Origin of the sequence: Pseudorhodoferax soli, assembly GCF_003337555.1 — a bacterium.
In the GTDB taxonomy this organism is placed as follows: domain Bacteria; phylum Pseudomonadota; class Gammaproteobacteria; order Burkholderiales; family Burkholderiaceae_C; genus Pseudorhodoferax; species Pseudorhodoferax soli.
Map to the genome: position 1 here is coordinate 83524 of NZ_QPJK01000012.1, position 22032 is coordinate 105555.

Annotated in this window: 21 protein-coding genes and 1 pseudogene; 10 read left to right on the top strand and 12 right to left on the bottom strand. The window is 67.6% G+C overall.

All coding sequences use genetic code 11. The features are described 5' to 3' along the window. Nucleotides 1-320 precede the first annotated feature (320 nt). The 3 genes from DES41_RS32270 to infA all read right to left on the bottom strand — a co-directional run bounded on the left by DES41_RS32270 (nt 321) and on the right by infA (nt 3081). The gene (locus tag DES41_RS32270) at nt 321-2051 is read right to left on the bottom strand and encodes a PglL family O-oligosaccharyltransferase (protein WP_114471730.1); all 1731 of its coding nucleotides are present in this window, start codon (nt 2049-2051) and stop codon (nt 321-323) included. A gap of 63 nt (nt 2052-2114) precedes the next feature. After that, nucleotides 2115-2615: a pilin gene (locus tag DES41_RS32275; RefSeq protein WP_425466413.1), complete on the bottom strand. Its 501-nt coding sequence runs from the start codon at nt 2613-2615 to the stop codon at nt 2115-2117. A 205-nt stretch (nt 2616-2820) separates the two neighbouring features. Continuing rightward, nucleotides 2821-3081: a translation initiation factor IF-1 gene (infA, locus tag DES41_RS32280; RefSeq protein WP_114471732.1), complete on the bottom strand. Its 261-nt coding sequence runs from the start codon at nt 3079-3081 to the stop codon at nt 2821-2823. 389 nt (nt 3082-3470) lie between these two features. On the opposite strand from infA, the gene DES41_RS32285 reads away from it, so the two are divergent. Continuing rightward, a complete protein-coding gene (locus DES41_RS32285) occupies nt 3471-4304 on the top strand; it encodes a pseudouridine synthase (protein ID WP_114471733.1) in 834 nt (277 codons plus the stop codon). Between the two features lie 3 nt (nt 4305-4307). Here the strand turns inward: DES41_RS32285 and aqpZ are convergent, their stop codons facing one another. Next, the gene (gene aqpZ, locus DES41_RS32290; RefSeq protein WP_114471873.1) at nt 4308-5003 is read right to left on the bottom strand and encodes an aquaporin Z; all 696 of its coding nucleotides are present in this window, start codon (nt 5001-5003) and stop codon (nt 4308-4310) included. Nucleotides 5004-5215: 212 nt separating this feature from the next. On the opposite strand from aqpZ, the gene htpG reads away from it, so the two are divergent. Both htpG and DES41_RS32300 read left to right on the top strand, forming a co-directional pair. Next, nucleotides 5216-7252 carry a molecular chaperone HtpG gene (htpG, locus tag DES41_RS32295; RefSeq protein ID WP_114471734.1) on the top strand — a complete coding sequence of 679 codons (2037 nt, stop codon included), beginning with the start codon at nt 5216-5218 and terminating at the stop codon, nt 7250-7252. A gap of 14 nt (nt 7253-7266) precedes the next feature. Next, the gene (locus DES41_RS32300; RefSeq protein WP_114471735.1) at nt 7267-7629 is read left to right on the top strand and encodes a hypothetical protein; all 363 of its coding nucleotides are present in this window, start codon (nt 7267-7269) and stop codon (nt 7627-7629) included. Nucleotides 7630-7665: 36 nt separating this feature from the next. Here the strand turns inward: DES41_RS32300 and DES41_RS32305 are convergent, their stop codons facing one another. The 5 genes from DES41_RS32305 to DES41_RS32325 form a co-directional block, all read right to left on the bottom strand. Continuing rightward, a complete protein-coding gene (locus DES41_RS32305; RefSeq protein WP_245965967.1) occupies nt 7666-8712 on the bottom strand; it encodes a serine/threonine protein kinase in 1047 nt (348 codons plus the stop codon). Nucleotides 8713-8743: 31 nt separating this feature from the next. Continuing rightward, the gene (locus tag DES41_RS32310) at nt 8744-9166 is read right to left on the bottom strand and encodes an organic hydroperoxide resistance protein (protein WP_114471737.1); all 423 of its coding nucleotides are present in this window, start codon (nt 9164-9166) and stop codon (nt 8744-8746) included. 53 nt (nt 9167-9219) lie between these two features. Next, the gene (locus DES41_RS32315; RefSeq protein ID WP_114471738.1) at nt 9220-9666 is read right to left on the bottom strand and encodes a MarR family winged helix-turn-helix transcriptional regulator; all 447 of its coding nucleotides are present in this window, start codon (nt 9664-9666) and stop codon (nt 9220-9222) included. Between the two features lie 79 nt (nt 9667-9745). Further along, entirely contained in the window at nt 9746-10231 is a 486-nt protein-coding gene (locus DES41_RS32320; RefSeq protein WP_114471739.1) for a CinA family protein, read from the bottom strand. Further along, nucleotides 10225-10773: a phosphatidylglycerophosphatase A family protein gene (locus DES41_RS32325; RefSeq protein WP_114471740.1), complete on the bottom strand. Its 549-nt coding sequence runs from the start codon at nt 10771-10773 to the stop codon at nt 10225-10227. Before DES41_RS32325 ends, DES41_RS32320 begins: the two co-directional genes overlap by 7 nt. Before the next feature lie 73 nt (nt 10774-10846). Between DES41_RS32325 and DES41_RS32330 the strand changes: the two genes are divergently transcribed. The 6 genes from DES41_RS32330 to DES41_RS32355 all read left to right on the top strand — a co-directional run bounded on the left by DES41_RS32330 (nt 10847) and on the right by DES41_RS32355 (nt 17507). Further along, on the top strand, nt 10847-12385 hold the full coding sequence (locus DES41_RS32330) for a class I adenylate-forming enzyme family protein (RefSeq protein WP_114471741.1): 1539 nt from the start codon (nt 10847-10849) through the stop codon (nt 12383-12385). Between the two features lie 4 nt (nt 12386-12389). Beyond that, entirely contained in the window at nt 12390-12932 is a 543-nt protein-coding gene (locus tag DES41_RS32335; RefSeq protein WP_114471742.1) for a hypothetical protein, read from the top strand. 69 nt (nt 12933-13001) lie between these two features. Further along, entirely contained in the window at nt 13002-14369 is a 1368-nt protein-coding gene (gorA, locus tag DES41_RS32340; RefSeq protein ID WP_114471743.1) for a glutathione-disulfide reductase, read from the top strand. A 30-nt stretch (nt 14370-14399) separates the two neighbouring features. Then, nucleotides 14400-15896: an AMP nucleosidase gene (locus DES41_RS32345; RefSeq protein ID WP_114471744.1), complete on the top strand. Its 1497-nt coding sequence runs from the start codon at nt 14400-14402 to the stop codon at nt 15894-15896. 6 nt (nt 15897-15902) lie between these two features. Then, a complete protein-coding gene (locus DES41_RS32350; RefSeq protein ID WP_114471745.1) occupies nt 15903-17069 on the top strand; it encodes a GGDEF domain-containing protein in 1167 nt (388 codons plus the stop codon). A 36-nt stretch (nt 17070-17105) separates the two neighbouring features. Next, complete coding sequence (locus tag DES41_RS32355) at nt 17106-17507, top strand: phage holin family protein (protein ID WP_114471746.1); 402 nt, start codon at nt 17106-17108, stop codon at nt 17505-17507. A gap of 12 nt (nt 17508-17519) precedes the next feature. Here DES41_RS32355 and DES41_RS32360 read toward each other — a convergent pair whose 3' ends face one another. Both DES41_RS32360 and DES41_RS32365 read right to left on the bottom strand, forming a co-directional pair. Then, nucleotides 17520-18593 (bottom strand): alpha/beta fold hydrolase, encoded by a 1074-nt coding sequence (locus DES41_RS32360; RefSeq protein WP_114471747.1) that lies wholly within the window; start codon nt 18591-18593, stop codon nt 17520-17522. A 23-nt stretch (nt 18594-18616) separates the two neighbouring features. Beyond that, nucleotides 18617-19780 carry a mandelate racemase/muconate lactonizing enzyme family protein gene (locus DES41_RS32365; RefSeq protein ID WP_114471748.1) on the bottom strand — a complete coding sequence of 388 codons (1164 nt, stop codon included), beginning with the start codon at nt 19778-19780 and terminating at the stop codon, nt 18617-18619. A gap of 95 nt (nt 19781-19875) precedes the next feature. Here DES41_RS32365 and DES41_RS32370 point away from each other — a divergent pair. Then, nucleotides 19876-20748, top strand: a pseudogene (locus tag DES41_RS32370) (LysR family transcriptional regulator); the annotation flags it as partial. A gap of 40 nt (nt 20749-20788) precedes the next feature. On the opposite strand, the gene DES41_RS32375 reads toward DES41_RS32370, so the two are convergent. Then, entirely contained in the window at nt 20789-21958 is a 1170-nt protein-coding gene (locus DES41_RS32375; protein ID WP_114471749.1) for a mechanosensitive ion channel family protein, read from the bottom strand. Between the last annotated feature and the right edge of the window lie 74 nt (nt 21959-22032).

The window sequence follows — 22032 nt, forward strand, 5'->3', positions numbered from 1 at the left end:
CGGCAGCGCAGCCCCTAAAGCGATAAGGGCGAACGCCCCGGTCACAGCAAGTGCTTCGTAAGGGACCAGCGCAACGCTCCGTGGCCATAGAACGAGTAGAAGCGCAATTGAGCCATACATGCACACGACGAACATATAAGCGCGCGGTTGCCCATGCTGGATTGCAGCCAAAGTGCAAAGGGCAACCGCGAAGGCTGTGAATAGCCAAGGTGGGACTGCCGGGACAGGACCAAAAGAGATGGCGCTAAGCCAAGGGAGCGCGCAACCGACAAAAACACACGCAGCCCACATGGGCCTACTCGACGTTCCGCGTCGCGAGGTCACGGCGGCGCCGGTATCGAAGGTCGGAATATTTGCAGTGGTGTCATTTGGATCTCACCTTTTAAGTCTGGCACTTTGACGGCTCGGAGCTCGGGATAGTCGCCCTGCGCCATGGCATGCCAGGCGGTTACTCCTTCAACGCAGAGTTCAACAGCGTGGACGCGACATAAAACATTCAGTGTTCTCTCCGCCGTGGCAGGATCTCCATTTAAACCCGCTGCTAAGGCATATCTAAACAATACAGGCGGAAACCCAAAGCGCTCCGCCATTTTTTTCATTTCATCCAATTGCTCTTGGGACATATTTCGGACGGCGCGCGATTTCGCAAAATTCGAGATCTCGTCAAACTGGGTCAACAACCGCAATTGGATAGCATTAGACTGGTCAAATGATGGCCCAAACCCAGCCATCTCAAAACGCATGTCGCGATGCCTTTTCTCCACCTCAAGATACTCATACACCACTCGTGCCAGTAGCGTTGCTGCGACGACTCCAACCACGATCACCAGGACACGCGGCAACACAATAGACTTGCGAGGTGTCGACCTCCCCTCTACCAAGCCTGCGAGCAATCCGGTTGGCAGCAGAAAGTACGCATAGTCCAAGGGAAACTCAAACATGGCATGCACACCGACTACAAGGATTCCACCAAGCGCCAATGCGGAAGCAGCATCTTTGCAGGCGTACAGATGACGCCAGAGCCACAGCGTCAAACTCACCGCTATTAGACCTCCCACAAGAACTCCATTCGTTACGAACAGCTCAATAATCAGATTATGTGCGTCTTCAAACCATTGATTGATCGGTGCGTGAGCGTCGGCAACTTTGAATTGGGCAACAGACACCTGATTCCATCCATAGCCTATCCAAGGCTCCCGTCCGATGGCGTCCAACATTGCCGCCCATAGCGGCACCCGCACACCCGCCTTGGCCTGATCTGCCAAGCTTCTATTTGCTGAGAGAAATAACCAATCACATAGCGTGGGCCAAGCAAGTACAAACAGAAAAAAGTGTCCCCCCACAACGGCAATTGCGACGCGACCAATTTTGATATTTGCCCGCCTCTGCACGACAAGCAACCAGATCACCAAAACTGCCATTCCGGCCCATGCCGACCGCGACTGGGTAACTGCAATGCCAAAGCAAAACCAAGCAATCGCCAACCCTGCACCGAAGCGGCCTATCCACTCTTTTTGCAGGGACCACAGGGCCCCGACAACTCCAAGCAACAGCAGAGTTGCCAGTTGATTTGGCTGAGCCAGATTAGCGTATGGCCGAGCGTTGGGGGGCATGTCGACAAAAAAAATGGACGTGCGGCCGATATTCAGCCACTGAGAAATTGCGAGGCCAACTGACAAAACACATGCGGCAATGCAAGCAATCACTAGCGGCTCAATTATTAGCTCCGCCTCAGCGGGTGAGAAAGTAGGGGTTGCAACTGCAAGCGAAAAACCTATCAAGTAGAGACAGACGATGACCGCATCGCCGAAAAAATAGACTTGGCCGCAGGCCCACTGGATTAATGGAACGACTGCAACAAGCGCTGCACCGAGAGAAAGCCAAGAGACACGGATGTTACGCGCCGAACAAAGAATGCTTAAAGCCCACAAGGCCATAAGACCCAATGCGGCAGAAACGTCTTGCCAGAATGACGCCCAGGGGGCGTAGTGATTTGGCAGCAACCAACTCAAAAGGAAGCCGATTCCAGCCAAAGCCAAGGCGACGGACATTCTCAAAGAATCCAGAGGTCAAAAAAAAGCGCGCCGAGGCGCGCTTTCCGGTGCATTAAGCTCTCAAGGAGCAAAAGTGCCAGAAGGTGTCACAACAGTCTTGCAAGAACCGGGAAGAAATTTTCCTACAGCCGCAGTGTCTGCACTGGGCACGCCACAGACCCATTGACCGATTTGCGCGGGAATATTAGTCGTCGTCAAAACATTACCATTATTATCTTGCGGAACGAGGTAAACAAACTTTCCATTTAGAGCAGCATCGATACCGGTGTTGATGGTTACACGAACCATGCCGTTTCCGTTTGTCTGAATCGCAGAGACATACTTACTCGTCTGCGACGCGCTTTCACAACCCCAGCCGCCCGCAGCTGGTGCAGCACTAGCTCCTGATGCCGACTGATATGCCTCAGTGATCGTTGTTCTACATCCCGAAGCTGCCAGGATGATCTCCGACATCTTGGCCTTCTTCGTGTAATCCTGATACGCCGGCAGCGCCACCGCCGCCAGGATGCCGATGATCGCGACCACGATCATCAGTTCGATCAGGGTGAAACCCTTCTGCATGGTGCGCATGGAACGCTTCATTCGGAACTCCTCAAAACTGGTGGATAGACAACCGGCACTTCTGTGCAGGTTGCGTGCCAGGGTCGAATCGGGGCCTTTTGTAGCCTGAATTGCGACATTTTTCTCGCTTTTCCATGCATCGCTGGCGCCCGTGCCCCTGTTCCCGCCATTTATGGAACACCACCCTGACGTTTTTGTCACCCGATCAGCGCGATCCCGGCCGGAACGCCGGCGCAGGACCGCGCGATTCAAGATGCCGGAAGGTGATGCGGCCCTTGGTCAGGTCGTAGGGCGACAGCTCGAGCGAGACGTTGTCGCCGGCCAGGATGCGGATGCGGTGCTTGCGCATCTTGCCGCCGGTGTAGGCGACGAGCTGGTGGCCGTTCTCCAGCGTCACGCGAAAGCGCGAGTCGGGCAGGACCTCGTCGACCTTGCCACGCATCTCAATCAGTTCTTCCTTGCTCATGTAAAAGCTCCTCGCCATGGCAGCGCTGCTGCGGCAGCCACGGCCTTCGGTTCACGACACCACCCGGCCGCCTTGGCCGGGCGCACACGCCAGACGGCTGGCCGACTGGCAACAGTTGGGACGGAAAGAGGGAAAGCGCCGACCCGGGGCGTTTGCCTCTCGCGGGGATCGGCAAACTGGCGATCGGCGCAGCCAGCCGGTCAGAGGCAGGTCAAGAGGCGCGTACGCGCCGGACCCGTTCGCCGCAGCGGCCAAGTGCCGCGCGGCGAGGGCAGAAATTTTAGCGTGCATGCGCGCAGCACGTCGGCCGCCGGGGCCCGGGAAACCATGCGGCCGATGGGCGTGGCGTAGACTCGCCGCCGCCCGCAGCGCCCGCGCCGGACTTTTGCATGAACGCTCCCAAGCCCCCCTCTCCGCCGGCGATCCGCCGCATTCCAAAAGCCGTCGCGGCCACCACCGCCGGCCCGGCCGAGGCCGTGCGCCTGAACAAGCGCATGGCCGACCAGGGCCTGTGCTCGCGCCGCGAGGCCGACGACTGGATCGAGCGCGGATGGGTGCTGGTGAACGGCCAGCCCGCCACCATGGGCCAGAAGGTCACGGGCGCGGACCGCATCACGGTGGAACGCGCGGCCCAGGGCCAGCAGGCGCGCCAGGTCACGGTCCTGCTGCACAAGCCCATGGGCTATGTCAGCGGCCAGGCCGAAGACGGGCACGCCCCGGCCGTGACGCTCTTCACCGCGCAAAACCGCTGGGCCGAGGACCGCACACCCACGCGTTTCTCGCCTTCGCAGTTGCGCGGGCTGGCCCCGGCCGGCCGGCTGGACATCGATTCCGTGGGCCTCCTGGTGCTGACGCAGGACGGCCGCATCGCGCGCCAGCTGATCGGCGAGGACGCGCACATGGAAAAGGAATACCTGGTGCGCGTGCAATGGGGGGAGCAGGCGCTGGACGTGCGCGCCGCGTTCCCTGCAGCCCAGCTGGCCCGGCTGCGCCACGGTCTCTCGCTGGACGGCAAGCCGCTCAAGCCGGCCGTGGTGGAGTGGGAGAACGCCGAGCAGCTGCGCTTCGTGCTGACGGAGGGCAAGAAGCGGCAGATCCGCCGGATGTGCGAGCAGGTCGGCCTCAAGGTCGTGGGCCTCAAGCGCATCCGCATGGGGCGGGTGCTGCTGGGCCGGTTGCCGCCGGGCCAGTGGCGCTACCTGGCCCCCGGCGAAAGCTTCTGAACCTCAGTCGTCGCTGAGCACGGCCTGGTAGATCAGCGCACCGAGCACGGCGCCGACGATAGGCGCCACCCAGAACAACCACAGCTGGTCCACAGCGCCGGTGCTGGCGAACAGCGCCGGGCCCGTGCTGCGCGCCGGGTTGACCGAGGTGTTGGACACCGGGATCGACACCAGGTGGATCAGCGTCAGGCACAGGCCGATGGACAGGCCGGCGAAACCGCCCTGCGCGCGCTTGGCCGTGCTGCCCAGGATGACCAGCAGGAACACCGCCGTCAGCACCACCTCGGCGATCAGCACGGCGGTCATGCTGTACTTGCCGGGCGAGAGTTCGCCAAAACCGTTGCTGGCGAAGCCGCCGACCTCGAAGCCCGGCTTGCCGGTGGCGATCAGGTACAGCACGCCCGCCGCCGCGACGGCACCCAGCACCTGGGCGATCACGTAGCCCGGCAGTTCAGCCCAGCGAAAGCGGCCGCCGACCGCGAGGCCCACCGACACGGCCGGATTGAAGTGCCCGCCCGAGATCGGGCCGAAGGCATAGGCGCCCGTCAGCACCGTCAGGCCGAAGGCGAGCGACACGCCCAGCAGGCCGATGCCCACGCCCGGGAACGCGGCCGCCAGCACCGCGCTGCCGCAGCCGCCGAACGTGAGCCAGAACGTGCCGAGGAATTCGGCCGTCCACTTCTTGATGTTGCTGTCCATTTGTTGGTCTTTCTTGAAGAGGAAGCGGTGCACGCGCACCAGCAGGCAAAATTCTCAACACGCAATTGCATGCAACACGTAACAACAAATGCGCAGTTTGTAACCAGTTGGCACATCGCGACAGATTAGTTCACGGACTTGAAGACTTTTGCGCCGCCCATAATTGCGCCCCTGTCCGGCACGCCGCCGGAACCGACCGACAACACAACGACATGACCAAGCAAACCCTGTCCTTCCAGGCCGAAGTGGCCCAGCTGCTGCACCTCGTCACGCATGCGCTGTACTCCAACCCCGAGATCTTCCTGCGCGAGCTGATCTCCAATGCCTCGGACGCCTGCGACAAGCTGCGCTTCGAAGCCCTGAACGACGGCAAGCTCTACGAAGACGCGCCCGATCTGCAGGTGCGTGTGAGCTTCGACAAGGCGGCCAAAACCCTGACCATCACCGACAACGGCATCGGCCTGTCGGAGGCCGAGGCGATCGCCAACCTGGGCACCATCGCCAAGAGCGGCACCAAGGAGTTCATGGGCAAGCTGTCGGGCGACCAGAAGGTCGACGCGCAGCTGATCGGCCAGTTCGGCGTGGGCTTCTACTCGGGCTTCATCGTCGCCGACAAGATCACCGTGGAATCGCGCCGCGCCGGGCTGCCGGCCGACCAGGGCGTCCGCTGGGTGTCCGGCGGCACGGGCGACTTCGAGGTCGAGACCATCAACCGCCCCCTGCGCGGCACCAGCGTCACGCTGCACCTGCGCCCCGAAGGCGAGGAATACCTCAACACCTGGAAGCTCAAGTCCATCATCGGCAAGTACTCCGACCACATCTCGCTGCCCATCCTGATGCGCAAGGAAGAGTGGAAGGAAGGCGAGGACAACAAGGGCGGCGACATGGTCCTCACCGACGAGTGGGAGACCGTGAACAAGGCCACGGCCCTGTGGTCGCGCCCCAAGAAGGACATCACGGCCGAGGAATACGCCGAGTTCTACAAGCAGATCAGCTACGACCACGAGGCCCCGCTGGCGCATTCGCACAACCGCGTGGAAGGCGGCACCGAGTACACGCAGCTGCTCTACATCCCCGGCAAGGCGCCGATGGACCTGTGGAACCGCGACAAGAAGGGCGGCCTGAAGCTCTACGTCAAGCGCGTGTTCATCATGGACGATGCCGAGGCACTGCTGCCCAGCTACCTGCGCTTCGTCAAGGGCGTGGTCGATTCGGCCGACCTGCCGCTGAACGTGAGCCGCGAGCTGCTGCAGGAAAGCCGCGACGTGCGCGCCATCCGCGATGGCAACACGCGCCGCGTGCTTTCCATGTTGGAAGACCTGGCCAAGAAGCAGAAGACCGCGCCCGAGAGCCAGGAAGGCAAGATCGACGTGGGCTCGGGCGATGCCGTGCCGGCGCCCGAGCCGACCGAGGCGCTGAGCGCCGAGGTCACCGACGTGGTGGACAAGACCGCCACGGCTGCCGACGCTGCCGCACAGTTCGCCGACGAGTCCGACAAGTACGCGCGCTTCTACGCCGAGTTCGGCTCGGTGCTCAAGGAAGGCCTGGGCGAGGACTTCGCCAACCGCGAACGCCTGGCCAAGCTGCTGCGCTTCGCGAGCACGCAGTCCGATGCCGTCACGGTCTCCTTCGCCGACTACAAGAGCCGCATGAAGGAAGGCCAGGAGGCGATCTACTACATCACCGCCGACAGCCTGGCCGCGGCCAAGAACAGCCCGCAACTCGAGGTCTTCAAGAAGAAGGGCATCGAGGTGCTGCTGATGACCGACCGCGTGGACGAGTGGGCGCTGAACTACCTCAACGAGTTCGACGGCACGCCGCTGCAGTCCGTCGCCAAGGGCGCCGTCGACCTGGGCAAGCTGCAGGACGAGGAGGAAAAGAAGGCCGCCGAAGAGGCCGCCGAAACCTTCAAGCCGCTGCTCGCCAAGCTCAAGGAAGCGCTCAAGGACAAGGCCGAGGACGTGCGCGTGACGACCCGCCTGGTCGACTCGCCCGCCTGCCTGGTGGTGCAGGACCATGGCATGAGCACGCAGCTCGCGCGCATGCTCAAGCAGGCCGGCCAGAGCGCACCGGAGGTCAAGCCCGTGCTGGAGGTCAACGCCGAGCACCCGCTGGTCAAGAAGCTGGACGGCTCCGTGCACTTCCACGACCTGGCCCACATCCTGTTCGACCAGGCGCTGCTGGCCGAAGGCGGACTGCCGGACGATCCCGCGGCCTACGTGCGCCGTGTGAACGCCTTGCTGGCCTGAGGGTCCAAGCCTCCATGACCCACGCCACCCGCCTCCTCGCCGCCCTCGCGGGCACCGTCGTGCTGGGGGGTTGCGCGGCAGGCGTGGGCATCAGCGTGCCGGTGTTCCCGGGCGTCTCGCTGCGCGTCGGCGTGGGTTCGGGCGGCAATGTCAACGTCGGCGTCGGTACCGGCGTCGGGCCGGTCGGCGTGGGCGTGGGCGTCAACCAGCGCGGCCAGGTGTCGGCAGGTGCCGGCGTCGGTGTCAGCACCGGCGTGGGCAACAGCGGCGCGCGCGTGGGTGCCGGGGTTGGCACCGGCACCGTCATCTACGACCCCAAGGACCCCAGGCGCTCGCCGCCGGCCAACACCAATGCCGACAACGTCGGCGGCCCATAGGTAGCGCCTCGCTCAGGCGCTCAGGCTCTCAGCTCCTCAGACGATCAGCGGCGCCTCGTCCATCGCCTCGATCTGGTCCTGCAACAGCACCACCTGGCCCTGCCAGTAGTCGCTGCTGCCGAACCACGGGAAGTTCGCCGGAAAGCTCGGGTCGCTCCAACGCCGCGCCAGCCAGGCGCTGTAGTGGATCAGGCGCAGCGTGCGCAGCGGCTCGATCAATGCGAGTTCACGCCTGTCGAAATCGCGGAACTGCTCGTAGCCGTCCAGGAGGCCCGACAGCTGCAGCGTGCGCTGCTTGCGGTCGCCCGACAGCAGCATCCACAGGTCTTGCACCGCCGGGCCCATGCGGGCGTCGTCCAGGTCGACGAAATGCGGGCCGCCGCCGGGGCGGTCGGTCGGTGTCCAGAGGATGTTGCCGGGGTGGCAGTCGCCGTGCAGGCGCAGGCTGGCGATGCCGCCAGCCTGGCCGACCTGCGGCAAGCCGCTGGCCTGGACGCGCTGCAGCGCCTCGGTGCACACGCGCTCCCAGTCGGCCTGCACGTCCAGCGGCACCATCTGGTGGGCCAGCAGCCAATCCTTGGACGCCGTGCCGAAGCTCTGCAGGTCCAGCGTGGGCCGCTCGGTGAAGGGGCGCGCTGCGCCCACGCTGTGGATGCGGGCCAGGAAGCGGCCGATCCATTCCAGCACCTCGAAGTCGTCGAGCTCGGGCGTGCGGCCGCCGCGGCGTGGGCTTACGGCGAACCAGAAATCCTCAAAGCGGTGCAGCGTGGCCCCGGCGATGGCCAGCGGGCCGACGGCGGGCACCTCGGCCTGCTCCAGTTCGGCGGCGAAGGCATGCTCTTCGAGGATCTGCGCCTCGCTCCAGCGGCCGGGGCGGTAGAACTTGGCGACCACCGTCTCGGAAACGCCGTCGGGTGCGCTTTGCAGCTGCACCTGGTAGACGCGGTTCTCGTAGGAGCTCAAGGCCATCATCCGGCCGTCGCCGACCAGGCCGATGGTGTCCAGCGCATCGAGCACCCGGTCGGGCGTGAGGCTGTCGTAGGGGTGACGCTGGGCGTCGGCAAACATCGCGTCGGAAGGCATCGCGCGATTGTCGCGCGATGCCCCGCCGCGGTCAGACCAGCGTGATCTCGACCGGGATGTTGCCGCGCGTGGCGTTGGAGTACGGGCACACGCCATGGGCGGCGTCCACCAGGGCCTGGGCGGCTTCGCGCTCCATGCCCGGCAGCGAGACCTTCAGGCGCACGGCGATGCCGTAGCCCTTGGCCGTCGGGCCCAGGTCGACTTCGGCGTCCACCGCCACATCGGCCGGCACGGTGATCTTCTTCATGCCGCCCACGGCCTTCATGGCGCCGATGAAGCAGGCCGAGTAACCGATCGCGAACAGCTGCTCGGGGTTGGTGCCCGTGCCCGAGGTGCCGGGCGAGCTCAGCTCGACATCGAGCTTGCCGTCGGAAGACTTGCCGGCGCCGCCGTCGCGGCCGCCCGTGGTGTGGGACTGGGCGGTGTACAGAACCTTGTCGAGCGTGGTGGTCATGGTGACTCCTGGGGTAAGTGCTTCGTTCGAAGCGGTTGGGGTGAAAACGGGGCTCAGGCGATGCGGTCGCGCAGCGTACGCACCTGCTGTGTCAGTTCGGAGATTTCGGCCAGCGTGCACTGGCTGGCCTGCAGCACGCAGGCGGGAATGGCCAGCGCGCGGGCCTTGAGCTTGCGGCCGGCCTGCGTGAGGCGCACATGCACGCGGCGCTCGTCCTCGGCGGCGCGCTCGCGCTGCACCAGGCCGGCCGCCTCCAGCCGCTTGAGCAGCGGCGTCAGCGTGCCGGAGTCCAGCCGCAGGCGCTCGCCCAGGGCGGAGACCATGGGGCCGTCCTGCTCCCAGAGCACCAGCATGGCCAGGTACTGCGGATAGGTCAGGCCCAGCGGCTCCAGCAGCGGCTTGTAGAGCTTGGTCATCGCCAGCGAGGCGGAGTACAGCGCGAAGCACAGCTGGTGGTCCAGCTGCAGTGCCTGTTCGCCGAGAGCGGTGTTCGATGCCATGGCCCGAATTCTATTTCGCAATTCAATTGCGTGCAACTTAATTGCAAGTAACAGAATGCAAGCCTGCGCGTGGACGGGCTCAGCCCAACAGATCCAGCAGGCGCGCCAGGGCATGGCGCACGGTGGCCGCACGCACTGCGGCGCGGTCGCCTGCGAAGTGCTGCACCTCGGCACGCGTGCCGCCCGGCAAGGCCCAGCCGAACCAGACCGTGCCCACCGGCTTGTCGGCACTGCCACCACCCGGCCCCGCCACGCCCGTGACCGCCACGGCCAACTGGGCGTGCGCATGGCGCACCGCGCCTTCGGCCATGGCGCGCACCACGGGCTCGCTGACGGCACCTTGGGCGGTGATCAGCGCGGCATCCACGCCCAGCAGCTCGGTCTTGGCCGCGTTGGAATAGCTCACGAAGCCGCGCTCGAACCAGTCACTGGAGCCCGCCAGGTCGGTGCAGGCGCCGGCGATCAGGCCGCCCGTGCAGCTCTCGGCCGTGGCCAGCATGAGGCCGCGCGCGCGCAGCACATCGGCCAGGCGCAACACCAGCGCATCCACGGATTCGTTCACCATAGCCACCTCCACAAAGCCAGCACCAGCAGCGTGCAGAACGCCGCCACCAGGTCGTCGAACAGGATGCCGAAGCCGCCGCGCGCACCGAAGCCCTTGAACTGGCGGTCGGCCCAGGCCACCGGGCCGGGCTTGGCGGCATCGAAGAAGCGGAACAGCGCGAACGCAGCCAGCTGGCCCCAGAAGCCCGTGGGCATCACCAGCCACAGCACCAGCCAGAAGGCGACCACCTCGTCCCACACGATGGCGCCGGGGTCGGCCACGCGCAGGTTGCGTGCGCAGGTGGTGCAGGCCCACCAGCCCAGCGGCAGCGACAGCGCGATGACCCAGCCGATCTGCACCGCATCGAGCCGGCTCTGCATCACCCAGTACGCCAGCCAGGCCCACAGCGTGCCGGCCGTGCCGGGCGCCTTGGGCGAGAGGCCGGAACCGAAGCCCAGCGCGATCCAGTGCGCCGGATGCGACAGCATGAAACGCGCCGTTGGCCGCAGAATCGGCGCGCGCAGCGCCGGGTCGGGCGCGGAGACAGCAGAGTCGGTCGTCATGGAATGCCGGCGATGGTAGCCGCGCGTGCCACTGGCCGAGCTGCGCGCCGCGTCTGATCTTCGCCCTCACACCATGCAAGACACCATCGACCAGCCTTTCGCCCGCATCGCCGACCTGATCGCCCTGCACGCCCAGCGCCAACCCCAGCACCCCGCCGTCGTGCATGGCGAGGAGCGCGTGGACTACGCCACGCTGCACCGGCGCATGGACCAGGTGGCCGTGGCACTGCAGCGCGCCGGCATCCGGCCGGGCGAGGCCATCGCCATCTGCGCGCCCTCGTCCATCGCCTACGCCACGGTGTTCCTGGGTGCCTTGCGCGCCGGCGTCGTGGTGGCCCCGCTGGCACCGAGCACCACGCCGCAGGGCCTGGCCCAGATGGTGGACAACGCCGAGGCCCGGCTGGTGTTCCTCGACGCCACCAGCGAGATCGCCGCGGGCGCGCTGAACCCACCGCGCATCGCGCTGGACGGCAATGCCGCCGTCGGCCAGCCGCTGGCGGACTGGCTCGCGCCCGAGGGCAGCGCCCCGGAGCCCGCACCGGTGGAGCCGGCCGCGGCGTTCAACATCATCTACTCCTCGGGCACCACGGGCGCGCCCAAAGGCATCGTGCAATCGCATGGCATGCGCTGGGCCCACATCCAGCGTGGCCTGCAGTACGACTACAGCCCGCAGACGGTCACCCTGCTCTCCACCCCGCTGTACTCCAACACCACGCTGGTGCTGTTCTTCCCGACGCTGGCCTTCGGTGGCACGCTGGTGCTGATGGCCAAGTTCAACGCGGCCGAGTACCTGAAGCTGGCGGTGCGCCACCGCGTGAGCCACACCATGCTGGTGCCGGTGCAGTACCAGCGCCTGTTGGCCCTGCCCGACTTCGACGCGCACGACCTGTCCAGCTTCCGCTTCAAGTTCTGCACCAGTGCGCCCTTCTCTCCCGTGCTCAAGGCCGACGTGCTCAAGCGCTGGCCCGGCGGCCTGGTGGAGTTCTACGGCATGACCGAAGGCGGCGGCAGCTGCATCCTGGACGCCCACGAGCATCCGGACAAGCTGCACACCGTGGGCAAGCCGACGCCGACCAGCGACATCCGGCTCATCGACGAGGCCGGCAAGGAGGTGCCCGAAGGCGAGGCCGGCGAGGTGGTCGGCCACTCGGGCGGCATGATGAACGGCTACCACCGCCAACCCGAGAAGACGCGCGAGGCCGAGTGGTTCGACCCGGCCGGCAAGCGCTTCATCCGCACCGGCGACATCGGCCGCTTCGACGCCGACGGCTTCCTCGTGCTGTTCGACCGCAAGAAGGACATGATCATCTCGGGCGGCTTCAACATCTACCCCAGCGACATGGAAGGCGAGCTGCGCCAGCACCCGGCCGTGCTGGAAAGCGCCGTGGTCGGCGTGCCGTCCGAGGCCTGGGGCGAGACGCCGGTGGCCTTCGTGGTGCTGCGGCCGGGCGCATCGGTGGCCGCGGCCGAACTCAAGGATTGGGTCAACGCGCGCGTGGGCAAGACGCAGCGCCTGTCCGAACTCGTTCTGACCGAGGAGCTGCCGCGCAGTGCGATCGGCAAGATCTTGAAGCGCGAACTGCGCGACAGCTGGACCGGCAAGGTCGCCTGAGAGCGTGCGCGACCTGCACAAGGCCGCGCTGGAACGCGCGATCTTCCTGGAGTTCGCGCAGCGCTGGCGGGCCGACATCGACCTGGCCTCGGTCGCCAGCGGCAACCCGAACGCGCGGGAGCCCGACATCCTGGCCAAGTCGAGCGAGAGCGACCAGCCGCTCGCCATCGAGCTCGTGCGCCTGACCGAGCAGGACAGCCAGATGCTGGCGCGCCAGGCCCCCAGGCTGCCGCCAGCCGATGCACCGCCGGCCCGGCTGCCGCCCATGGCCAGCGCGGTCGACGCCTTCTCGCGCAAGTTCAAGAAGGCCGAGGCCGGCCTGTACGACGGCGTCGAGGCCAGCCGCCTGGAACTGCTGGCCTGGTCCGACCACCTGGCCACGCCCTGGCCGCAGGTGCTGGCCAGCGCCGAACTCTGGCTGACGCACTACGCCAGCGCCGCGCATTTCGCCGCCGTCTGGCTCTGGCGCCGGCCCGACTTCCCGGGCGACCCCGCGCAATCGGCCTGGGTCTGGTCGCACACCGGCCGCCTGCAGCGCTTTGGCTGAGTAGCCCATCGCGGCCTGCGGGCTTGCCGATCCGGCGATCATCGCGCCGCCACAACAAGGAACAAGACGATGGACAGCTTCGACTACGACCTGCTGGTGCTGGGCGGCGGCAGCGGCGGCGTGCGCGCGGCGCGCATGGCGGCGCAGCGCGGCGCCCGCGTGGCGCTGGTGGAGGCCGCAGCACTGGGCGGCACCTGCGTGAACGTGGGTTGCATCCCCAAGAAGCTCTACAGCTACGCCGCCGGCTACGCCGAGGCCTTCGAGGAGGCGGCCGGCTTCGGCTGGAGCGTGCCCGAGCCGCGCTTCGACTGGTCCACGCTCAAGGCCAACCGCGCCAAGGAGATCGGCCGGCTCAACGGCATCTACCGCGACCTGCTCAAGGGCGCGGGCGTCGATGTCGTGCAGGGCTGGGGCCTGCTCGCGGACGCGCACACGCTGCAGGTCGGCCCGCGCCGCCTGAGCGGGCGCCACATCCTGGTGGCCACCGGCGGCACGCCCTTTCTGCCCGACATCGCCGGGAGCGAACTGGCCGTCAGCTCCGACCAGATGTTCGACCTCGATCCGTTCCCCCGGCGGCTGGTGGTGGTGGGCGGCGGCTACATCGCGTGCGAGTTCGCATCCATCTTCCGCGGGCTCGGCGCCGAGGTCACGCAGCTGCAACGCGGCGGCCGCATCCTGTCCTCGTTCGACCAGGACATCAGCCGCTTCCTGGCGTCCGAGATGGGCAAGACCGGCATCGACCTGCGCCTGAACGCCCAGGTCGAGCGCATTGCCCGCACGCCCAGGGGCCTGCACCTCACGCTGGCCGGCGGCGACCTGCTGGACGCCGACACCGTGCTGCTGGCCACCGGCCGGCGCCCCAACACCGCCAACATCGGCCTGGAAGCGGCCGGCGTGCGCCTGGACGCGCAGGGCGCCGTGGTGGTGGACGCGCACTACCGCAGCAGCGTGCCCTCCATCTTCGCGCTGGGCGATGTCTCCACCGAGATGCAGCTGACCCCCGTGGCCACGGCGGAGGCCATGGCGCTGGTCGACCATCTGTTCGGCCCCGCCCCCGGCAGGGCGGCGCGCACGGTGTCCTACGAGAACATCCCGACGGCCGTGTTCACGCATCCGCCCGTCGGCACCGTGGGCTACACCGAGGAAGCCGCGCGCGCCAGGTTCGGCCGCGTCACCGTGTTCCGCACCGAGTTCAAGCCGCTCAGGCACACGCTGTCGGGCCGCAGCGAGCGCACGCTCATGAAGCTCGTGGTCGATGCGGCCAGCGACCGCGTGGTCGGCCTGCACATGGTGGGCGCGGACGCCGGCGAGATCGTGCAGGGCTTCGCCGTGGCGCTGCGGGCGGGCGCCACCAAGGCGGTGTTCGACGGCACCATCGGCATCCATCCGACAGTCGCCGAGGAGTTCGTCACCCTGCGGGAGCCCGCCCCCGAATAAGGTGTCGCCGGGGCACTGCACAATGGATGCATGCCCTATCTGCCGCCCTTCATCGCCCCGACGCTCTACACCGACCCTGCCGCCGCGCTGGCGCAGGTGCAGAACATCTACGCGCAGCAGATCGAGCACTTGCGCGAGGCCATGGCCCGCTTCGTGGCGGGCGATACGCTGCCGGGCCACGTGCGGGCCTGCTACCCCTTCGTGCGCGTGCACACCGAGACGCTGTCGCGCGCCAAGGTCGAGGACGAGCTCGACCGCCTGGCCTACGGCTTCGTGGCCGGCGCCGGCCGTTTCGAGACCACGCTGACGCGGCCCGACCTGTACGGCAACTACTACCTGGAGCAGTTCCGCCTGCTGCTGCAGAACCACCAGGTGCCGCTGGAGGTGGGCATCAGCAACCAGCCCATCCCCGTGCACTTCTCGTTCGCCGAGAACGACCACGTGGAAGGCAGCATGAGCGCCGAGCGCCGCGGCCTCATGCGCGACGTGTTCGACCTGCCCGATCTGGCCGCCATGGACGACGGCATCGCCAACGGCACCTATCAGCCGCGCCCGGGCGAGCCGCAGCCGCTGTCGCTGTTCACGGCGCCGCGCGTGGACTACTCGCTGCACCGGCTGCGCCACTACACCGGCACGGCGCCGGAGTGGTTCCAGAACTTCGTGCTGTTCACCAACTACCAGTTCTACATCGACGAGTTCGTGCGCATGGGCCACGAGGCCATGGCCGACGAGAACAGCGAATACATCGCCTTCATCGAGCCCGGCAACGTGGTCACGCGCCGCAAGGACCTGCCGCCGCAGGACATCGACGCCTTCGGCGCCCCGCCGCCGCGGTTGCCGCAGATGCCGGCCTACCACCTGATCCGGCCCGACCACACCGGCATCACCATGGTGAACATCGGCGTCGGCCCGGCCAACGCCAAGAACATCACCGACCACATCGCCGTGCTGCGCCCGCACGCCTGGATCATGCTGGGCCACTGCGCCGGCCTGCGCAACACGCAGCAGCTGGGCGACTACGTGCTGGCCCACGGCTACGTGCGCGAAGACCATGTGCTGGACGAAGAGCTGCCGCTGTGGGTGCCGATCCCCGCGCTGGCCGAAATCCAGCTCGCGCTGGAGAAGGCCGTGCGCGACGTGACCAAGCTGGAGGGCCCCGAGCTCAAGGGCGTGCTGCGCACCGGCACCGTGGCCAGCACCGACAACCGCAACTGGGAGCTGCTGCCCGACAACAAGGCCCAGCTGCGCTTCAGCCAGAGCCGCGCCGTGGCGCTGGACATGGAGAGCGCCACCATCGCGGCCAACGGCTTCCGTTTCCGCGTGCCTTACGGCACCTTGCTGTGCGTGTCCGACAAGCCGCTGCACGGCGAGATCAAGCTGCCCGGCATGGCCAACCACTTCTACCGCGAGCGCGTGGACCAGCACCTGCGCATCGGCATCCGCGCGGCCGAGCTGCTGCGCGCCCAGGGCATCGACCAGCTGCACAGCCGCAAGCTGCGCAGCTTCGCGGAAGTGGCGTTCCAGTAAGCGGCTGTGCAGCTCGACGCGCTGTCCCTGATGACGGTGGCGATGGTCAACCTCGTCACCATCTCGCTGACCTTGCCGCCCATCATGGGCCGCAGCCTGACGCCGGCCGCTCGCGCGGCGCAGCGCGCGCTGTTGCTGCTCACGGGCGGCTGGGCGGCACTCGTGGCCTCCGAGTACCTGGTGTCCTCCTACGTGCTGTCGGTGCTGTCCATGGCCGGCCTGTCCGCCAGCCTGGTGATGCTGCACCGCGCACTGAGCGGCTGGCTGGGGCCGCGCCCCGGCGCATTGGCGCTGCGGGTGCTGGCCATCGCCATGCCGCTGGGCTATGCGTTCTCGTTCGCCCACTACCCGCTGCGCGTGGGCTGGTCCAACTTCCTGCTGGCGGCCATGCTGGTGCTGCTGGCACGGGCGACGCTGGTGGCGCGCCGCCATGCCGGCCGCCACTGGCGGCTGCTGCTGCTGGGCTGCTTCGCCATCATGGCGGTGCTGACCGCAGCGCGCGGCGTGCTGGGCGCGTTCTTCACAGCGGCCTACCCGACCTTCCTGTCGCCCAACCCGGTCAACATCGCCGCCGCGGTGGCGGTCAACATGGCCGTGGTGCTGGGCACGGTGGCTCTGCTGGTGGCCTGGCGTGACGAGGCGGACGACCGGCTGCGCGCCATGGCCAACACCGACAGCCTGACCGGCCTGCCCAACCGCCGCGGCTTCATGGAACGCGCCGAGGCGCTGTTCGCCAACGCCCAGCGCTACCGCCAGCCGCTGGCCGTGCTGATGCTGGACCTGGACCACTTCAAGCAGATCAACGACAGCTACGGCCACGACCGCGGCGACGACGCCCTGCGCCTGTTCGCGCAGATGCTGCGCGAGACGCGGCGCACCGGCGACCTCGCGGGCCGGCTCGGCGGCGAGGAGTTCTGCGTGGTGCTGCCCTCCAGCCAGCGCGACACGGCCAGCGGTTTCGACCAGCGCCTGCGCGCGCGGCTGCAGCAGCGCAGCGAAGAAGAGCTGGGCTTCGGGCTGTCCTACAGCGCCGGGGTGGCCGCCATGACCGATGGCGACGCCACGCTGGCCGGCCTGCTGGCGCGCTCCGATGCTGCGCTGTACGAGGCCAAGCACGGCGGCCGCGGCCGCTTGCTGATGGGCGACAGCGGTTCCGGCCACACGGTGGTCTGAACCAGCGGCCGCCGGGGCCGCTGGTAGCATCCGCCGATGTTCGAACAGCTCTCTCCCTTCCTGATCCACTGGGCCATCACGGCCCTGTCCCTGTGGGTCGCCAGCCACATCTTCCGCGGCGTGAAGTTCGACAGCACCGGGGCGCTCGTCGTGTCGGCGCTGCTGCTGGGCTTTGCCAACGCCATCGTCAAGCCGCTGCTGATCGTGCTGACGCTGCCGCTCACGCTGCTGACCTTCGGGCTGTTCCTCTTGGTCATCAACGCGCTGGTGATCCTGCTGGTGGCCGCGCTGGTCAAGGGCTTCCGCATCTCGGGCTTCTGGACGGCCGTGTTCGCCAGCCTCTTCGTCTCGGTGCTGAGCCTGGTGATCGGCTCCTTCGTCGGCGGCAGCGATCCGGCCCAGCAGATCCAGATGCCGCAGAACGGCAACTGGCTGTAGCGCGCCAGGCCTTCAGGGCGCTGCCGGCGGCACGCTGCGCAGCACCTCGGCCAGGCCGTCCTTCCACCACCGGGCCTGCCCGGTCGTGCCGTGTCCGCTGGTCTGCGTGCTGGCCGGGATCAGCAGGATGCGGCCGTTCTTCACGCGGCGCATGCCCTGCTCCAGCAGGCCCAGCTCCGGCAGGTTGCGCTCGTCGTCGGCCGAGTTGATGGCCAGCACCGTCGCCTCGATGCGCTCGAGCTGCCCTGAGGCGTCGTAGTCGCGCGATGCGTCCCACTGGTACAGGTGGTCGTTGGCGTCGCCGACGGCGGGCGCGGCCAGCTGCCGGTCCACCAGCGCATCGGCCTGCAGGCGCGTGGGCGCATCGTTCTGCAGCTTCTGCGTGCCGCCGCTCGTTGCCAGGCCGAAGTAGGCCAGCGCGAAACCCAGGCCCGGCGGCTGCGCGGTGTAGTTGCCGTTGGCCCAGGCCGGATCGCGCTTGATCGATTCGACCAACAGCCGCCGCATCATCCAGTTGCGCCCCGACATGGCAGCGGGCACGGAGGCCATGGGCACCGCGATGTCCATGTAGCCGGGGTACTTCTGCGCCCACATCCACACCTGCATGCCGCCCATGGAGTTGCCCAGCACCATGCGCACATGCGCCAGCCCCAGGTGCTCGCGCACCAGCCGGTACTGGGCGCGCACCATGTCGTCGTAGTTGTACTTGGGGAAGGCCATGCGCAGGCCGTCGGAGGGCTTGCTGGAGGCGCCGGCCCCGATCGCGTCGGGCAGGATGATGTAGTACTTGCGCGCATCCAGCGGCTGGCCGGGGCCGAACAGCTCGCCGGCGAAGCCCGGCGTCAGCATGCGCTCGCCCGAACCGGCCGTGCCGTGCAGCACCACCACGGGCTCGCCCTTGGGATCGCCCACCGTGGTGTAGGCCAGGCGCAGCTGCGGAAGCACCTCGCCGGTGTGGAAGCGGAAGTCGCTCACCACCCATTCCTTCTTCTGCGGCGCCGGGAAATCCGCGGCGGATGCCGCGCCCGCCAGGCCCGTCAAACCGATGGGCAACGCGAACGCTGCGGCGAGAAGAGGAATGCGCATGGGGTGTCTCCGGTGTTGTGGGCTCAGGCTGCCAGGGACTTCATCTCCGCGTACAGGTCGGACTTGCCCTCGAAGCCGATGCCCGGCAGCTCCGGCATCGTAATGTGGCCCGCCTCCACGCGCACGCCGTCCGGAAAGCCGCCATAGGGCTGGAACAGGTCGGGGTAGGACTCGTTGCCGCCCAGGCCCAGGCCGGCCGCGATGTTCAGCGACATCTGGTGCCCGCCGTGCGGGATGCAGCGGCTCCACGACCAGCCGTAGGCCTTGAGCATCTCCAGCGTGCGCAGGTACTCCACCAGGCCGTAGCTCAGCGCGCAGTCGAACTGCAGCCAGTCGCGGTCGGAGCGCATGCCGCCGTAGCGGATCAGGTTGCGCGCATCCTGCATCGAGAACAGGTTCTCGCCCGTGGCCATGGGGCCGTCGTAGTGCTCGGCCAGGCGCGCCTGCAGTTCGTAGTCGAGCGGGTCGCCGGCTTCCTCGTACCAGAACAGCGGGTACTGGCGCAGCGCCTTCGCGTAGGCGATGGCGGTCTCCAGGTCGAAGCGGCCGTTAGCGTCCACGGCCAGCTGGCAACCGGGCGGCAGCATCTTGAGCACGGCCTCGATGCGCGCGCAGTCGTCGGCCAGGGGTGCGCCGCCGATCTTCATCTTGACCACCGTGTAGCCGCGGTCGAGGTAGCCCTGCATCTCGGCCTTCAGGCCCTCCAGGCCCTTGCCCGGGTAGTAGTAGCCGCCGGCCGCGTAGACGAACACGCGCGGATCGGCCTCGGTGCCGTTGCGCTCGGCCAGCAGCCGGAACAGCGGCTTGTTCTCGATCTTGGCCACGGCGTCCCAGACCGCCATGTCGATGGTGCCCATGGCGACCGAGCGCTCGCCGTGGCCGCCCGGCTTCTCGTTCTTGAACATCGTGGCCCAGACCTTGTGCGCGTCGATGTTGTCGCGCGTGTCGTCGCGCAGGCTGTCGGGCGCGGCTTCCAGGATGCGCGGCGCAAAGCGCTCGCGGATCAGCCCGCCCTGCCCGTAGCGGCCGTTGGAGTTGAAGCCGTAGCCGACCACGGGTTTGCCGTCGCGGACCACGTCGGTGACGACGGCCACGAGGCTCAGCGTCATCTTGGAAAAGTCGATGAAGGCGTTGGCGATCGGCGAGGCGATCGGGGCGGTGCGTTCGAGGATGTTGACGATGCGCATGGTGGTTCTCCTGTTGAGGTACGCCGATGCTAGGGAAGCTCCTGGAATCTCTGAAGTGGTATTGTTTCGCGCCAAGGATTCCATTCGGAGATGGCATGCATCCTTTCGATCCGACATCCCTGCGCCTGTTCGTCGCCGTCTGCGAGGAACGCAACATCGCGCTGGCCGCGCAGCGCGAGGCCATCGTGCCCTCCGCCGTGAGCAAGCGCATCGCGCAGATGGAGGCGCAGGCCGGCACGCCGCTGCTGACCCGCGGGCGCCGCGGCGTGGCCATCACGCCGGCCGGCGAGACGCTGTGGCGCTACGCGCGCGAGGCGCTGCAGCTGCTTGAACGCATGCAGGCCGAACTCACCGCCTATGCCGAGGGCGTGCAGGGCCAGGTGCGGGTGTTCGCGAGCATGTCGGCCCTGGCGCAGTTCCTTCCGGCGGACGTGGGCCGCTTCGCACGCGACTACGCCCAGGTGCGCGTGAGCATGGAGGAGCGCGAGATCTGGGACGTGGTGCGCGGCGTGGAAGAAGGCCGGGCCGACATCGGCGTGTGCTGGGACGCGGTGGACCTGGGCCGGCTGCAGTGCTTCGACTACCGCCGCGACCGCCTGGCCGTGGTGCTGCCCGCCGGCCACCCGCTGGCCGGCCGCAAGAGCCTGCGCTTCGCCGACACGCTGGACCACGAGCACGTGGACATCCTGGGCCGCAGCATCATGAAGACCACGCAGCAGCGCCAGGCGGCCATCGCCGGCAAGCCGCTGCGCACGCGGCTGCAGGTCGCCACGGTGGACGCCGCCTGCCGCATCGTGGCGGCGCAGCTGGCGCTGGCCATCGTGCCGCGGGAGGAGGCGCGCCTGTTCGAGCAACCGCTGGGCCTGTCCGTGGTGCCGCTGGCCGACGACTGGGCAGAGCGGCGCTTCGTGCTGGCGGTACGGGATGCCGCGGCGCTGGCACCGGCGGCGCGGCTGCTGCTGGACAGCCTGCGTGCAGGTGCCGCCGCGGCGACGCCGCCGCCGCCGCTCACAGCGGGTTCGGCGAAGGCGGCTGCGGCTGCACCGCAGGCATCGGCTGCGAAGGCCCGGGGGCCGCGGGGTGTTCCGACAGCGACCGAGCCGCCCCCAGCGGCGGCTCGCCGCCGCGCACCTCGGCGCGCGTGAGGGGCAGGTGCTCTGGATACTCGCGGGCGATGAAGGTGATCAGGCCTTCACGCAGGAAGCAGCGCAGGTCCCAGGCCTTGCCCGAATCGGACGCCGTGCACAGCAGCCGCAGCTGCATGGTGCGCTCGGTGGTGTCGGTGACCTGCAGCAGGCACAGCCGTTTGTCCCAATGCGGCGAGGCCTCGCACAGGCGCTGCGCCTCGGCCCGCAGCGGCTCCAAAGGCAGCCGGTAGTCCACCCACAGGAAGACCGTGCCGATGATGTCCGAGCTGGTGCGCGTCCAGTTCTGGAACGGGTTCTCGATGAACCAGCGCAGCGGGATGATGAGCCGGCGCTGGTCCCAGATGGCCAGCACCACGTAGGTGCCGGTGATGGCCTCCACGCGGCCCCATTCGCCCTCGACGATCAGCACGTCGTCCAGCCGGATCGGCTGGGCCAGCGCCAGCTGCAGGCCGGCGATCAGGTTGCCGAACACCGGCTGCGCCGCCATGCCGACCACCAGGCCCACCACGCCGGCCGAGGCCAGCAGGCTGGTGCCGAACTGGCGCGCGCCGGGAATGGTCATCAGCATCAGCGCCACGCCGGCCAGGCCGACCACCACCATGACGGTGCGCGACAGCACCTTGGCCTGGGTGTGGATGCGCCGCGCATGCAGGTTGTCCACCACGTTCAGCGGATGCTGGTCGACCACGCCCTGGCCCACGCCAGCCACGGCGCGCAGGCCGACCCAGGTCAGGCAGGCCAGCAGCAGCAGGCTGTTGACCTGGCGGATGGTGCCGATCATGGGGATGTCGTCGGGCGCCCCCTGCCACACCACCTGCAAAGCCAGGAACATCAACCACCAGCGCGCCGCCGGCCGCACGAAGCGCACGACGGTGGAGGCCACCGGCATGCCGCGCGTGACGCGCGTGAGCACCAGCACGCCGGCGCGGTGGACGATCCAGGCCAGCACCACGGCGAGCGCGGCCGCCACCAACAGGCCCAGTGCCGAAGAATCGGCCCAGGCCACCAAAGCGTTCCATTGCGTCTGCATAGCCGCGGCATGCTAGCTGCGGCGGCAAAGGGCTTTCGAAAGCCGAGAAATGCAGGGCGCCGCGGCGCCCCGCG